Origin of the sequence: Pseudogracilibacillus sp. SE30717A, from assembly GCF_037071985.1 — a bacterium.
Classification (GTDB): Bacteria; Bacillota; Bacilli; order Bacillales; family Amphibacillaceae; genus Pseudogracilibacillus.
Window position 1 is genome coordinate 1 of record NZ_JAXHDF010000016.1, and the last position, 15428, is coordinate 15428.

12 protein-coding genes and 1 riboswitch are annotated in these 15428 nt (G+C 37.3%); of the genes, 8 read left to right on the forward strand and 4 right to left on the reverse strand.

All coding sequences use genetic code 11. The annotated features are described in order from the left end of the window. Positions 1 to 156 precede the first annotated feature (156 nt). Positions 157 to 1017, forward strand: coding sequence for a 23S ribosomal RNA methyltransferase Erm (erm, locus tag SPD48_RS18865; protein WP_336259695.1), 861 nt, complete (start codon positions 157 to 159; stop codon positions 1015 to 1017). Between the two features lie 200 nt (positions 1018 to 1217). Here erm and SPD48_RS18870 read toward each other — a convergent pair whose 3' ends face one another. Together SPD48_RS18870 and SPD48_RS18875 are read right to left on the reverse strand one after the other, a co-directional pair. Then, a complete protein-coding gene (locus SPD48_RS18870; RefSeq protein WP_336259696.1) occupies positions 1218 to 1370 on the reverse strand; it encodes a small acid-soluble spore protein P in 153 nt (50 codons plus the stop codon). Next, positions 1370 to 1627, reverse strand: a complete 258-nt coding sequence (locus tag SPD48_RS18875) for a DNA alkylation repair protein (protein WP_336259697.1) — start codon at positions 1625 to 1627, stop codon at positions 1370 to 1372. Before SPD48_RS18875 ends, SPD48_RS18870 begins: the two co-directional genes overlap by 1 nt. A 144-nt stretch (positions 1628 to 1771) precedes the next feature. Here SPD48_RS18875 and SPD48_RS18880 point away from each other — a divergent pair, with 144 nt between their 5' ends. From SPD48_RS18880 to metE, 6 genes are all read left to right on the forward strand, one after another. Continuing rightward, positions 1772 to 2752 carry a diaminopimelate dehydrogenase gene (locus SPD48_RS18880; protein ID WP_336259698.1) on the forward strand — a complete coding sequence of 327 codons (981 nt, stop codon included), beginning with the start codon at positions 1772 to 1774 and terminating at the stop codon, positions 2750 to 2752. 582 nt (positions 2753 to 3334) lie between these two features. Beyond that, complete coding sequence (locus tag SPD48_RS18885; protein WP_336259699.1) at positions 3335 to 4624, forward strand: NCS2 family permease; 1290 nt, start codon at positions 3335 to 3337, stop codon at positions 4622 to 4624. Between the two features lie 105 nt (positions 4625 to 4729). After that, positions 4730 to 4832: riboswitch (SAM riboswitch) on the forward strand. Positions 4833 to 4996: 164 nt separating this feature from the next. Further along, positions 4997 to 5197: a YezD family protein gene (locus SPD48_RS18890; protein WP_336259700.1), complete on the forward strand. Its 201-nt coding sequence runs from the start codon at positions 4997 to 4999 to the stop codon at positions 5195 to 5197. A gap of 209 nt (positions 5198 to 5406) precedes the next feature. Then, positions 5407 to 6534, forward strand: coding sequence for an aminotransferase class I/II-fold pyridoxal phosphate-dependent enzyme (locus SPD48_RS18895; protein ID WP_336259701.1), 1128 nt, complete (start codon positions 5407 to 5409; stop codon positions 6532 to 6534). Continuing rightward, positions 6531 to 8384: a bifunctional homocysteine S-methyltransferase/methylenetetrahydrofolate reductase gene (locus tag SPD48_RS18900; RefSeq protein WP_336259702.1), complete on the forward strand. Its 1854-nt coding sequence runs from the start codon at positions 6531 to 6533 to the stop codon at positions 8382 to 8384. The genes SPD48_RS18895 and SPD48_RS18900 overlap by 4 nt, the downstream gene beginning before the upstream one ends. A 65-nt stretch (positions 8385 to 8449) precedes the next feature. Beyond that, positions 8450 to 10738: a 5-methyltetrahydropteroyltriglutamate--homocysteine S-methyltransferase gene (metE, locus tag SPD48_RS18905; protein ID WP_336259703.1), complete on the forward strand. Its 2289-nt coding sequence runs from the start codon at positions 8450 to 8452 to the stop codon at positions 10736 to 10738. A 454-nt stretch (positions 10739 to 11192) separates the two neighbouring features. On the opposite strand, the gene SPD48_RS18910 is transcribed toward metE, so the two are convergent. Further along, complete coding sequence (locus SPD48_RS18910) at positions 11193 to 12611, reverse strand: amidase (RefSeq protein ID WP_336259704.1); 1419 nt, start codon at positions 12609 to 12611, stop codon at positions 11193 to 11195. Further along, complete coding sequence (locus tag SPD48_RS18915) at positions 12604 to 12786, reverse strand: hypothetical protein (protein ID WP_336259705.1); 183 nt, start codon at positions 12784 to 12786, stop codon at positions 12604 to 12606. Before SPD48_RS18915 ends, SPD48_RS18910 begins: the two co-directional genes overlap by 8 nt. A gap of 267 nt (positions 12787 to 13053) precedes the next feature. Between SPD48_RS18915 and SPD48_RS18920 the strand changes: the two genes are divergently transcribed. After that, positions 13054 to 15327 carry a transporter substrate-binding protein gene (locus tag SPD48_RS18920; protein WP_336259706.1) on the forward strand — a complete coding sequence of 758 codons (2274 nt, stop codon included), beginning with the start codon at positions 13054 to 13056 and terminating at the stop codon, positions 15325 to 15327. The last annotated feature ends 101 nt before the right edge of the window (positions 15328 to 15428 follow it).

The window sequence follows — 15428 nt, forward strand, 5'->3', positions numbered from 1 at the left end:
TTGAATAAATTTAACCATTCTTTGTTTTCACCGAAGACGGGTTTATTTGCCGACGGCTTCTAACAGCCCCTAATTGAATAAGGATTGGTCTTTTTCCTTTTACTCTCCAGTCACAAGCAGATGCTTGTGATTTTTTTATGGAAAGGAAGAGACAATATGAATCAAAAGAAAAGTAAAAGAATGAAAAAAATAAATCGTGGGAGGCCACCGAATTTTTCCGGGCAACATTTGATGCATAATAAGAGGCTGATTCATGAGATTGTAGATCAAGCAAAAATCAGCACACATGATTTAGTTTTAGACTTAGGTGCCGGGAGGGGGGCTTTAACATTGGTTTTGAGTAAAAAAGCAAAAAATGTACTTGCTGTGGAATACGATAGTAAGTTTGTTGAAATTTTAAAACAAAAATCATGCCATGACCCAAATACTAAAATTATTCATCAAGATATTTTGAAAATTCATCTACCTAAAAAGCCATTTGTTGTAGTTTCTAATATTCCATATTCCATTACAACGCCAATTATGAAAATGCTTCTAAATAAACCTTCAAGCGGTTTTCAAAGAGGAGTTATTGTAATGGAAAAAGGTGCAGCTAAAAGATTCACATCAAGTTTTGTGAAAGATTCATATGTGCTTGCTTGGAGAATGTGGTTTGATATTAGGTATGTTAAAGGAATTTCAAGAATTAATTTCTTTCCATCTCCAAAAGTAGATTCAGCTATGATTACAATAAATAGAAAGGCTAAACCGATTGTACCTGTTACCGATTATTTAATCTTTTGGGGATTGGCCAATTATGTTCTTAAAAATCCCCAATTATCTATTGATTTCGCATTAAGAGGTGTATTTACCCCACCCCAAATTAAGCATTTAAAAAGAAATCTTCGAATAAAGAATGAGGTTCCAGTTGCAACTTTATCGGAACAGCAATGGGGATTTATATTTGAAACAATGGTGAAGCATGTTCCAAGGTTCAGGTGGCCGAAGATAAATAAAGCTAAAATAAACCATTTTTGAATCCTTAAACAATATAAATATCAAATTGGGCTACTTATTTGCTTTTGGGATATAAATATCTTTCTGCTCTTAAAATAACAGAAATAGAGAGTGTGTTTTCCAATTACCCTTTTACTAAAAGTCTTACCTCTAATATTCCATAATGCATAATCTTATGTAAATTAATAAAACCGCAGCAATAATGCCACGGCTTACATGTACTACATTCCATTTCCTGCATCATTACGCTCGCGATTTTGTTTGCTCATTTTATCCTGATGGGAGCCGCTTAACGGTTCTCCATATGGTTGTTTCGGACTTTTTGGCAAATTCGGTTTTTCTTGTTGCTTTGGTCCTTTAGGTTTTCCGCCCACTATGGATTCTCCTTTCGTTGATAGGTTGCATATTTGGAAAATATTTCTTCGTCCTCTAATAATCCACATACACCACATTGAATCCTTACATTTGGACCTCGATAGGAAAGATGAAAAGGTTCCTTATTTTCAAGATTATATTCCTGGATAATTTCTCCGGTCCCAGCGTCTAATTTTACAATTCTAGGGTGTTGTTCCACGATATTAAATCGACTTCGGTTCGTTTTACAATTTGGGCAGCAATAGGCACTACTCATCATAAACCCCTCCTTGCTAGTAAAGTTCCCAAAAAGTTTATTCTTTATGAATAGGAATGGAAAAATCTATAGATTGCACTTTGAATATAAAAACGATAGTATATAAACTAAATTACATATTGAATATTCTAGGTGGGATAATAGATGGCAGAAAAAATTAAAGTAGGAATTATCGGTTATGGAAATTTAGGTCGAGGCGCGGAACTGGCAATTCAACAACAGCCAGATATGGAACTGGTGGCGGTGTTCTCTAGAAGAGGTGTTGTTCAAACGTTTGATCAAAATGTACCTTCTCTTCATATTGATGAGGCGAAAAATTATCAAGATAAAATTGATGTAATGATTTTATGCGGTGGATCGGCTACAGATCTTCCCGAACAAACACCGCATTTTGCTTCCATGTTTAATACGGTAGACAGTTTTGATACACATGCTAAGATCCCTGAACACTTCGAATCAGTTAATGAAGTCGCTCAAAAAAGTGGTAAAACAAGTATTATTTCGGTTGGTTGGGATCCAGGTTTATTCTCGATTAATCGGGTTATGTCGGAAGCTGTTTTAGCAGAAGGAAATACGTACACTTTCTGGGGGAAAGGTCTCAGTCAAGGACACTCTGATGCAGTTCGTCGGGTGGATGGAGTTAAAGCAGGCGTACAATATACCATTCCTTCTGAAGAGGCAATGAACCGAGTTCGTCAAGGAGAGAATCCAGATCTTTCGACAAGTGAAAAACATAAACGTGAATGCTATGTCGTACTAGAAGATGGGGCGGATGCTGATGAGGTCGCAAACACGATCAAAACAATGCCGAACTATTTTGATGAATATGATACGACGGTTCATTTTATTTCTGAAGCGGAGTTGCAAGAAAACCATTCCCAAATGCCACATGGTGGGTTTGTCATTCATAGTGGTAAAACAGGAGAAGATACGAACCAAATTATTGAGTTCAGTTTAAAGTTAGATAGCAATCCAGAATTTACTGCAAGTGTTCTAGTTGCATATGCACGAGCAGCATGCCGTCTTCATAAGGAAGGCCAAACTGGCGTAAAAACGGTATATGATATTGGACCAGGTTATATTCATCCTTCATCACCAGCTGATTTAAGAAAAAAGTATTTATAAGTTCATTTTTTATCCAACGTAAGGAATATGCCGCGGTATCTTCTGCATACTAGAGGGATTCTGGTTAGACGGGCTAAGGAACCGCGGCGTTTGCCCTTGGGTAGGGTGATTTTTATTTTTCTACTTGGATTTTTTATTAATGGATCAATGTTTATTTCTTACCAAAGTTAGGTGGAATAGCGGTTTATTATCAAGCTGTTCCTTCTCCTTTCATAAAAAAGTCGGTACATTCTAGTCTTATCTGATTTATACCGGCCTCATTTTACTACCTCAATTTTTATTTTCTTCAATTTTTAAATCAACTTTGTAACAATTTTTTTACTATGCCCAGTTTTCAATCTTAATTTGATTTTTAGCAACTGGTGTAGTTTATTTCTTTCCGTGCATAATAATAGCGTTTACTTATACGGGAAATATAGAAAGATTCTTTCAAAAAAATAGTGTAAACATAATGATTTAAGTTTGAAATATTGATTCGGTTCGATTATGATATTTTTTGGAGTTCAACAATGTTGGACTTACTCGGAAATTCTCATAAACAAATAGGACTAGTTTGAGAATTAACATTATAAGGGGTATAACATGGAACGCTTATTTAAATTAAGACAGTCAGGAACGAATGTAAAAACGGAAATTTTAGCAGGTTTTACGACCTTTTTAACAATGGCATATATTGTTGTTGTAAATCCGGCTATTTTATCGGCAGCAGGGGTGCCATTTGATCAAGTGTTTTTAGCGACAATCATTTCAGCAGTAGTTGGTACACTAATTATGGCCTTATGGGCAAATTATCCGATTGCTATTGCTCCTGGAATGGGAATGAATGCATATTTTGTAAGTATTGTGGCAACACAAGGGGTTTCTTATCAAGTTGTCTTCGGGGCTGTGTTATTGGCAGGGCTCATTTTTCTGTTATTGACATTTACAAAGTTTCGAGAGTTACTACTTGAATCCATACCAGACTCTTTAAAGTATGGAATTACAGCGGGTATCGGACTTTTTATTGCTTTTTTAGGATTAAAAATGTCAGGTCTTGTCGTACCGAATGAAGACACATTAGTTTCATTTGGTGAACCTTCTGATCCTCAGACATTACTTGCGATTGTCGGTTTATTAGTTACCTTAATCTTAGTAGCTCGTAATGTGCAAGGTGCACTATTTATCGGGATGTTTGTAACGGCGATCATTGGATATTTTACCGGGATGCTACATATAGATAAAATTGCCTCGGCACCTCCGCCGGTTGTATTTTTTGATTTAGATATTGCGGGAGTATTTTCTCATTCACTTTATACGGTTGTGTTAGCTTATTTGCTTGTGACCATTTTTGATACGACGGGGACAATGATTGGGGTTGCCGAACAAGCAAATTTAATGAAAGATGGAAAACTGCCAAAGGCAAAAGCCGCATTAACTGCTGATGCAGTTGCGACAACGGTAGGGGCGACGCTTGGGTCAACGCCGTCCAGTGCGTATGTTGAATCATCTTCTGGGGTAGCAGTTGGAGGAAGAACAGGGCTAACCACACTAGTTGTTGCGATCTTATTTTTAATTTCATTATTTTTCTCACCAATTGTAGCGGCGATATCTTCTTTATCAGCGATTACAGCTCCGGCTTTAATTATTGTTGGTAGTTTTATGTTGGCAGGTCTGGCAAATATCAAATGGAAAGAATTTGATGAAGCTTTTCCAACTTTTGCTGTTGTTATAATGATGCCATTAACTTCTAGTATCGCAACAGGGATTGCCGTAGGATTTATTACGTATCCGCTTCTAAAAGTGATGCGAGGGAAGTGGCGGGAAGTCCATCCAATTCTATATCTATTTGGAGTAATTTTTGTCTTGCAGATGATTTATTTTCCGGGTCATTAAGTTTTCAGTAGGATAGATGAGGGTAAAAATTAATTAGCAGAAAAGGTTGACAACTTAAGAAAACAGTGTATAGTTATATTTACAATTTAATTTAAAAGTAATTTTTTCTTATCCAGAGAGGTGGAGGGACTGGCCCTTTGAAGCCTCGGCAACAGACTTTTTAAGTACTGTGCCAATTCCAGCAAGCTAAGTGCCTGAAAGATAAGAAGAGAAATGAATGAATAAATTCGACCTCTTCTTATCATGTAAGAAGAGGTTTTTTAATGGTTATTGGTCTACCAAAATCGTTTCTTTTCTTATTAGGCGCGACAGCTTTACGAGTTAGATTTTTGAACTTGTACTTTAATATTAAGCTGAAGGGGAGATGAGAATTTGAGTAAACTTGATGATGCACAAAAGGATTTTTTAACTGCTAGTTTACGAGAAATCGATTATGGTTCAGTAGTCATTACAGTCCATGATGGGCAAGTGACACAGATTGATACGACGGTGAAAAAAAGATTTCAAAAAAAAGCAAGCCGATTAACAAATCGTAATGTAGAAAGTAATTTAAAAACAACTAAACAATTTTGAGAACATAGGAATGAAAATTTAATATTATGCCGATTAGACAACTAAAGGCATCTTTCACTTTTTATCCAGAAATTCAGGCTGGTAAGGTGATAGATGCCTTTTTTTCTGTTAAGAAAATCTAAAACTTTCTTACTGCTCACTGGCTAAAACCGCGATGTCCTGGGACTGTGCTTACTCGTCCCAATTACTATTTGAAAGGGGTTTGGAGGATGACAGAACGATGTCGAAAAGAAACATTTCTTGTGCAAATTGGAAATCGGAGAGAGGAACATTTTCGGGCGGTAAGTACTCCACTATACTTTTCTACTGCATATCGTCATGAAGAAATAGGATTGGAAAATGGGTACGATTATATCCGCACTGGAAATCCGACTCGTAATGTATTGGAAGAAGCAGTTGCAGAATTAGAAGGTGGTGAAGAGGCCTTTGCAACATCCTCTGGTATGGCGGCTGTTCAGTTAGTATTTTCTCTATTTGATAAAGGATCACATTTTATTTCATCGCGTGATATATATGGTGGGAATTACAGATTGTTTGATTTATATGAGAAAAAATATGGATTTGAATTTTCTTATTGGAACGGAACGAATTACGAAGAGCTTGAAAAACTTATTCAAGATCATACGAAAGCAATTTTTATAGAAACACCGACAAATCCATTAATGCAAACGGTAGAGTTAAAGAAAATTTCGGAGATAACGAAACAATATGGAATTTTGCATATTGTGGATAATACGCTCTACACTCCTTATATCCAGCGGCCGTTAGAAGAAGGAGCTGATATTGTGCTCCATAGTGCGACAAAGTATTTGGCTGGACATAATGATGTGTTAGCAGGACTTGTCATTTCAAAAGGTGAGAAGCTTAATGAGGAGTTACGCATCTTACATAACTCAACCGGAGCAGTTCTCTCACCATATGATTGTTGGAGCCTCATTCGAGGGATGAAAACATTGGCACTTCGGATGAGGCAGCACGAATCAAACGCCAAGCATGTTTTAGAATATTTAAAGAATCATCCACTTGTAACAGAAGTATATTATCCGGGACGAGGCGGGATGCTTAGTTTTGAAATTATTGATTCATCCCTCGTCTCTCCATTCTTGCAATCATTAAAGTTATTTACATTTGCAGAAAGTTTAGGTGGGGTAGAAAGTTTCTTAACGTATCCTATTACGCAAACTCATATGGATATTCCAGAAGAAGTACGTGAATCATACGGTCTATCCAATCGACTGCTTCGTGTCTCGGTTGGAGTAGAACACGAGGAAGATATTATTGCCGATCTTGAACAGGCATTTGAAGCAGTCTCGAAATTGGAGGTGACCTATCGTTGACATTACGGGCCGAATTACAAGAGCGCATATTAATTGCAGACGGTGCAATGGGAACCATTCTCTATTCACATGGAGTAGATCGTAGCTTTGAAGAATTGAACCTCACTCACCCGGAACAAATCCAAAATGTGCATGAAGCATACATCAATGCTGGAGCTAACGTGATACAGACGAATACTTATGGAGCAAATTATATTAAACTTGCACGCTATGGATTAGAAGAACAAGTGAAGAAAATTAACCAAAAAGCAGTTCAAATCGCGAAAAAAGCGAGCGATCAGCGAGTTCATGTTTTAGGAAATATCGGTGGCATTCATGGGGCGCAAACAATTCTTGAATCAGATGAAGAAATAAAGCGAAGTTTTCGAGAACAGTTATATTGCTTGCTGTTAGAAGGTGTCGATGGACTTATATTAGAAACGTATTACAACATGGATGAATTAAAAACGGTCTTGCAAATTGCTCGAGAAGAAACGGATTTACCAATCATCACCAATGTCTCAATGCATGAGCCAGGGGTTCTTGAAAATGGAACGCCACTTGCAGAAGCATTAAAACAGTTAGAGGATCTCGGTGCTGATGTCGTTGGGGTGAATTGTCGATTAGGACCATCCCAAATGGTTACATCACTTGAATCAGTGCCTTTATTAGATAAAGCCTATTTAGCTGCTTATCCAAATGCAAGTATTCCAGCTTATCGAGATGGTGTGTTGTTTTATGAAAATGAACCAAATTATTTTACAGCTTGTGCTCGTGATTTAAGGGAACAAGGTGTTCGTCTGATTGGTGGCTGCTGCGGAACTACGCCAGAACATATTCAGGCACTTGCTGTAGGGGTTGAAGGACTCTCACCGGTTATTGAAAAAACAGTGATTAAGGAAGAACGAATTGAACTAATAAGTTCGAAGGGACATACAGAAGAAACATTAACTGAAAAAGCAAAAAAACGACATACGATCATTGTAGAGCTTGATGCACCAAAGCATTTAGATATTACTGAATATATTAATGGGGCAAAAGCTTTAAAGGAAGCAGGAATTGATGCCATAACACTTGCTGATAATTCACTAGCAACTCCTAGAATCAGTAATATAGCCATTGCAACTATCCTGCAGCAACATGGAATCAAACCGCTCGTCCATTTAACATGTCGAGACCGAAATTTAATTGGTCTGCAATCGCATTTAATGGGTCTTCATACACTTGGAATAAATGAAATTCTTGCGATAACAGGTGACCCGACTAAAATAGGAGATTTTCCGGGAGCGACATCCGTATTTGATGTCAATTCATTCAAACTGATTGAACTTATTAAAAAAGGAAATAAAGGAATCTCTTTTTCAGGAAATTCGTTACGAGAAAAAACAACATTTAATGTCGCGGCAGCATTTAATCCAAATGTCGCTAATGTGGAAAAGGCAGTTAACCGACTAGAGAAGAAAATTACAAGTGGTGCTGATTATATTTTAACTCAGCCAGTATATAGTAAAGAAAAAATAATTGAATTAAAGAGAGCTACCGCACATATAGAGACACCTATTTTCATAGGAATTATGCCGCTAACTTCAACGAAAAATGCTGAATTTCTTCATCATGAAGTTCCAGGCATTAAATTGACGGATGAAGTAAGAGTACGGATGAAAGCAGCAGAAGGAGATCGAGCTCAATCAACCGCTGAGAGTATCGCTATTTCAAAAGAGTTAATCGAAACAGCATTAGAGAACTTTAACGGAATTTATTTAATTACTCCGTTTATGCGCTACGACATTTGTGTAGAACTTGTAAAATTTATTCATAGTAAGACAGGAGTAGGAGCCGTAGAACAAAAGGTAGCGGCATTGAAAACGTAACATGTTAGTTGGAGTTTAATACATTTTAATAAAAAAATATTCATATAAAAATGGAGGAAAAAGAAATGGCGAAAATTAAAAGCTCTAATTTAGGTTACCCAAGAATTGGGGAAAATAGAGAATGGAAACGTGCTCTAGAAGCGTATTGGAACAGAACTATTTCCGAAGAAGAACTGACTGAAAAAACGGATGCGATCCGTCTGGAAAACTTAAAAAAACAAAAAGAACAGGGAATCGACCTCATTCCTGTTGGGGATTTTTCCTTATATGACCATGTATTAGATACGTCCGTGACATTTGGCATTGTACCAGAAAGATATAATTATTCCGGCGGTAAAGTAAATATAGATACATATTTTGCTATTGCAAGAGGGATTGATGACGCCGTCGCATCGGAAATGACAAAATGGTTTAATACAAACTATCACTATATCGTACCAGAACTGGACGGAGTTAAGCCGAAGTTAGTAGAAAACCGAGCACTTGATTATTATAAGGAAGCAAAGGAAAACCTCGGAATCGATGGAAAGCCGGTTATTTTAGGGCCGATTACATACCTAAAACTGTCAAAAGGGTATGAGCCAAATGAATTTAACCAACTTGTAGATACATTCCTTCCTTTGTACGTGCAAATTTTACAAGAACTTGCTGAAGCAGGAGCTACGTGGGTTCAGATAGATGAGCCAATTTTTTCGACGAATGTTTCGGAGGAAATTGTAGAAGCAGCTGAGAAAGTATATCGTGTATTTGCTAAAGAAGTGCCTGAAATAAAAATTATTTTTCAGACTTATTTTGAGAAAGTTTTTCATTTTGAAAGAATAAGTCAACTTCCAGTCGCAGGAATTGGCCTTGACTTTGTTCATGGGGATTCCTTAGAGTTACTGAGAACGTATGGTTTCCCGCAAGATAAGGTTCTAGCTGCTGGTATTATAGATGGACGAAATGTATGGCGAGCTAATATTGAAGAAAAGCTTACATTGCTTGAGACGATTCAGCGCTTTGTTCATGATGATCAGCTGATCATCCAGCCATCATCTTCTTTGCTTCATGTGCCAGTGACGAAAACATTAGAAGAAAAAATTGATTCTGTTATTTTAGAAGGTTTATCATTTGCAGATGAAAAATTGCAAGAAGTCGTTACACTCACAAAAGGCTTAGTCACAGGAAGAAAGAGCATTCAAACTGAAATTTACGAAGTAAAAGAAGCATTAGGTAATTTGCAAGCTACGTATCGCTCGAATAAGGAAGTAAGAGAAGAGATTACTAATTTAACTTTGGAAGATGCGAAAAGAAACGAAATCTTTTCAGAGAGAATTAAACTCCAGGAAGAACGTTTTAAATTACCTTTACTTCCGACGACAACAATAGGTAGCCTTCCGCAGACACCGGAAGTGAGAAGTACTCGGACGAAATGGCGAAAAGGAGAGATTACAGATAAAGATTATACTCAATTTGTATTTGATCAAATCAATCGCTGGATTGCCATCCAAGAGGAAATAGATATCGATGTACTTGTTCATGGAGAATTTGAGCGTAATGACATGGTTGAATATTTTGGTGAAAAATTTAATGGATTCTCAGTCACGGAATATGGCTGGGTACAGTCGTACGGTTCTCGTTGTGTAAAGCCGCCGCTCATTTTCGGAGATGTTTCATGGGATAAACCGATTACGGTGAAAGAGAGTGTCTATGCCCAATCATTGACAAACCGTCCGGTAAAAGGAATGCTTACAGGCCCTGTAACGATTTTAAATTGGTCATTTGTCCATGATACAACGCCACGTTATGAAATTATGAAACAAATTGCTTTAGCTCTACAAAAGGAAATCGAAGCTTTAGAAGAAAACGGAATTAAAATTATTCAAGTAGATGAGCCTGCACTTAGAGAAGGATTGCCACTTGATCATGAAAAATGGGAAGAATATCTAGAAGAATCAGCTTATGCGTTCAGGCTCGCAACAGCCACTGTAGCTGCAGATACACAAATTCATACACATATGTGCTATTCGAACTTCGAAGATATTTTTGACTGCATTGATGCCTTAGATGCAGATGTTATTTCTATTGAAACATCTAGAAGTCATGGCGAACTTGTCTCTACCTTTGAAGAAAATACGTATACGAAAGAAATCGGATTAGGGGTGTATGATATTCATAGCCCACGAATTCCGGCTGTCAATGAAATTAAGCAAAATATTAATCGAGCTTTGCAGACAATTACACCGAAACAATTTTGGGTCAACCCGGACTGTGGACTGAAGACACGAAAAGAAGACGAAACAATCGCTGCCCTCAAAGTAATGGTTGAAGCAGCAAAAGAGGTTAGAAAAGAACAATTAACAACACAAAGATAATCCTTGCGCGTCTTCTTAAGTAAGAAATAAGAGTGTTACCGAATAGAGAAAACACCTCTCTTGAATTCCAGTTGGTAGTTCAGAAGGGGAGAATCATCTAGTTCCATTCTTGTTAAGGATTAATTTTCACCTTACTAGTAAAAAAAGAAGAGGCTGCGACAATACAAAATTATCAACCGAAAAAGCGAACAATACGCTAGTTTAGCGGAGGAAATATACGTAGACTCCTCGTCGGCTAAAAACGGTCACGTCCTGTGACCAACGTCGACACTAGGACGTCCTGTCCGTCGCGGGAAAAGCACGAGTCCGCAGATCCCTGTAGCGACTCGAAACGAGGAGCTACAGAAGCTAAGGCCGTGCCCGTGGAAAGCGAAGTATATTTCCGAAGCTATCATACATTTATTTTGTTCGTCTTTTCTTTATTAAAAAATACTTTTGTCCCAGCCACTTTCTATTATGCTTTAAATAATAAATCAGGTTTTTTATTTTCAAGTGGGTTCGTTTGCTCAAAAGCATATCCAGCATTTAAGATTGCTGCTTCTCCAAAAGCAGGCCCCATGAATTGTAAACCTACTGGCAGTCCTTGACTAAAACCACAAGGTACTGATAATGCTGGCAGTCCAGTTAAGTTACCCGGCCCCATAAAGCGAATAATATTATCGATCAAATCAACTTTTTTACCGTTAAGATCTGCAAAGTCATCTCCAATATCATTTGGCAAGATTGGTAATGTTGGCATCGCAAGGATGTCTACTTGTTCAAAAGCTTTTCTGAAGTCATGTTTCAACTGTCTTCTTACTTGTTGTGCTTGCAAGTAATCAACAGCAGAAGGTAGTTCACCTAGTTCAAATAACATACGAATATCATGGCCAAAATCATTTGGTCTTGTTAACATATCGCTATGATGAATAGCAGATGCTTCTGATAGGGAAGTGACTAACTCTGCCCATTCGGCATATTTAAGGGTAGGAATCTTCACTGTTTGAACTTTAGCACCTTGGTCAACTAATTTCTGAATTCCTGCACGTACAAGCTTTTCGATTTCAGAGTCGACTTCTCTAAAGTAGTAGTCTTCCTCTATTCCAATAACAAGATTTTTTACATCTCCAGTTACTTTTCCTATGTAATCGTCAACTGGAACGTAAACCGTTGTAGGGTCGTTTGGATCAAAACCAGCGATGATTTGCAATAATCCAGCAGCATCTTTAACTGTTTTTGTCATTGGTCCAACATGGTCGAGTGACCAAGCTAAAGGATACACTCCATATTTACTTACACGGCCAAAAGTTTGTTTTAACCCAACAATTCCATTTGCAGATGAAGGAATACGGATAGAACCTGCTGTGTCAGTCCCTAATGAAGCGACACTAGAGCCAACAGCAACTGCTGCACCTGATCCACCGCTAGAGCCCCCAGGGATTTTCTCAAGATTCCAAGGGTTTTTCACTGCACCATAATGTGGGTTATTGTTCGTGATTCCCCAAGCGTATTCATGCATACTCACTTTTCCTGTGAAAATAACACCGGCATTTCTTAATTTTTTAATGACCGTGGCATCATAATCAGAAACAAAGTCCTTATGAATTTTCGAAGACATTGTTGTAACTTTATCTTTAAAATATATGTTATCCTTAATCCCCATAGGAATACCGTGATACATGCCGCGATAATTCCCGTTAACAATTTCTTCTTCTACTTTTTTAGCATCCTCTATTGCGTCCTCGCGGTAAACTTCCATATACGCATTAATTTTTCCTTCTGTCGCTTCTGCTTGATTTAATATCTCTTCTGTTAATTCAACAGGGGAAAGTTCTTTTTTCTCAATTAATGGTGCTAACTCTTCAACCGCCATTGCTGCTAAATTTTTACTCAACATGATCACCTCCAGGAATATTTCGAAGCGCTATGTCTGCATCATCAATGTTCACACCATCTAAGTCTCCACGCAGCTGCGCCATTGCTTTCCAACGTCTATCCAAAACTTCAAGATGTTCCTCTCTAGGTTTTATCCCTTTGTTTTCTAACAATTCCTTAATTGTTAACGACACGCTTACCACTCCTTATAAAATTAATTTTCTTAATAAATATATTGCAATTTACGTGCCAACTTTTTGGTTGGACGGACAGAAAAAAATTGTTATAAAGTATTTCTCCGTTGAAACCGCATAGTATCAATAATGGGGTAATAAATAGGTAAGTTTAACAGTTTGAATAGTTCAAATGAAACCGCTATTATTAAAATAAGAATTGTAAATAATCTGTCTCAAATTGAGAACGCTTTCTTGAAATGGGACATAAAAAGGGAGGAAGGAAATGTGCATATAAAGGTAGGCCTCTTATTTTCTTTTACTGGAACCACTGCTATTACCGAGAAAGGACAATATGATGCTGCCTGCTTCGCCATTCATCAATTCCAACAGCAAGGACATATAGTAGAAGTAATTGCTAAAGATATATGTTCTGATCCTTATAAGGCTGCACAGGAAGCCGAGGCACTCGCGAATCAAGGTGTTAACGTATTTATTGGTTGTTACACTTCTGCCTGTCGGAAAGCCATCTTACCTATTTTAGAAAAACATAATTGTTTACTCGTTTACCCTACGCTCTATGAAGGGCAAGAAGATCATCCGAATGTATTTTATACGGGAGAAGTCCCTAATCAGCAAGTCCATACATTACTTGATTATCTAATGGATTCGTATGGAAAACGTATATATTTAGTAGGAAACGATTATATCTATCCTCGTGAAACAAATGCGCAAGTTAAAACATATGCGATGGAAAAGGAAGGTGAAATTGTCCAAGAGCAATATGTTCCATTTGGCCATCGGGAATTCCATAACGTCATTCAAGATATCATTTTAAAAAAACCCGACGTAATTTTTTCGACGTTAGTAGGACAAAGTGTTCCATCCTTTTATAAAACCTATAAACAGATGGGTTTACACTCCGACTCTGTCCCTATATTTAGTCCAATTACAAAAGAAACGGAATTAGAAGCGATGGGATATGAGGTAGGAGCCGGTCATTACAGTTCCGCAAGTTATTTTCAATCACTAGATAATTCATTAAATCATAAATTTGTAGCTCGCTTTAAAAAATTCTTTGGTAAGAACAAATCAATTTCATCCGTTATGTTTAATACGTATTTAGGTACCGAGATTGTACTAGATGCAATCATCCATATAAACAGCTATGATCCTAAGAAAATTTTTAAATATATAAGTGGTAAAAAGATAGAGACAGAATGTGGGCAGCTCCGAATAGGGACGGAAAAACGTCATTTATCACGTCCAGTTAAAGTTGGAAAAGCATTACCAGATGGACAGTTTGAGATTGTTTGGGATTCAGCTAATAATATTCAACCTCGTCCGTATAAAATTAAACTAAATAAACGAAGTCAATTAAATGAGATCGTTCTAAATGCGTGGGGACAAATTAGTGATGAAGCCATTATCGCATTGTCGGAAGAAAAAATAATCCAATATATGAGTCGGAAAGCCCAGGAAATGACGGACTTTAATAAAGGTGATACAGTCAGTTCTACTATGTGGAAAGAACTAGAAAGAAAGTTTGATATCCATTCGTATGAAACGAAACCAAAAACTCTGTTACTATTAAAACCAAATCTTCACAAAGACTTCGACCCTATAAGTCAATTCGGAAATATTTTTACAAAAAACATTATTTTTCAGCATGAATTAGAAACGGCAAAAATAGCTGCGCAAACAACTGCAAATGTGTTAATACTCGGAGAAACAGGTACTGGAAAAGAAGTAATGGCTCGCGCTATTCATGAAGAAAGCAGCAGAAAAAACAATCCATTTATCGCTGTAAATACGGGCGCGATACCAAAAGATTTGATTACGAGTGAGCTATTTGGCTATACAGATGGAACGTTTACAGGTGCAAAAAAAGGTGGAGCAATTGGAAAATTTGAAAGTGCACATACCGGAACTTTATTCCTTGATGAAATAGGGGAAATGCCAAAAGAGCTTCAAGTTGTTCTATTGCGTGCTATTGAAACGAAAAGAATTATTCGTCTCGGTGATACAGTAGAACGTCCCGTTGATATACGGATCATTGCGGCGACCAATAGAAATCTGGAAGAAGAAATAGCGTACAATAATTCTTTCCGTTCAGATCTATATTATCGTTTAAACGTCCTATCTATTGATATTCCTGCTTTAAGGGAAAGACCTGAGGATATTGAAGCGCTCACTTGGAAATTCATCAAGGAATTACAAGAGATCTATGGGAATGGGCCAAGAAAGATTGATCGAGAAGTAATGCAACTCTTTATTGAATATCCATGGCCTGGGAATGTCCGTGAACTTCGAAATATAATGGAACGTGCATATCTGCTTTCGAGAGAAAAATCTGATTCCATTACAGCTCATCATCTGCCAAGAAATATTAAAGGGTATTACCAACGAGCAGTATCTTCAGACCTTTCTTTGAAAGATGTGGAGAAAAATCTGATTACCCAAGCATTAAAGGAGACGAGCAGTGTAAATGAAGCATCAAAAAAATTAGGCATTGGTCGGAGTACTCTATACCGGAAAATGAAAGAATTTGAAATTAGTTAACTCGACTTTCTCGTCAATAAAGTGAGTTACGTTAATTAAAGATGGTAGAAAGTTTATTTTGTCGGCAGCTATTAGCCCCATATAGGGAAAAGAGAAAGAGA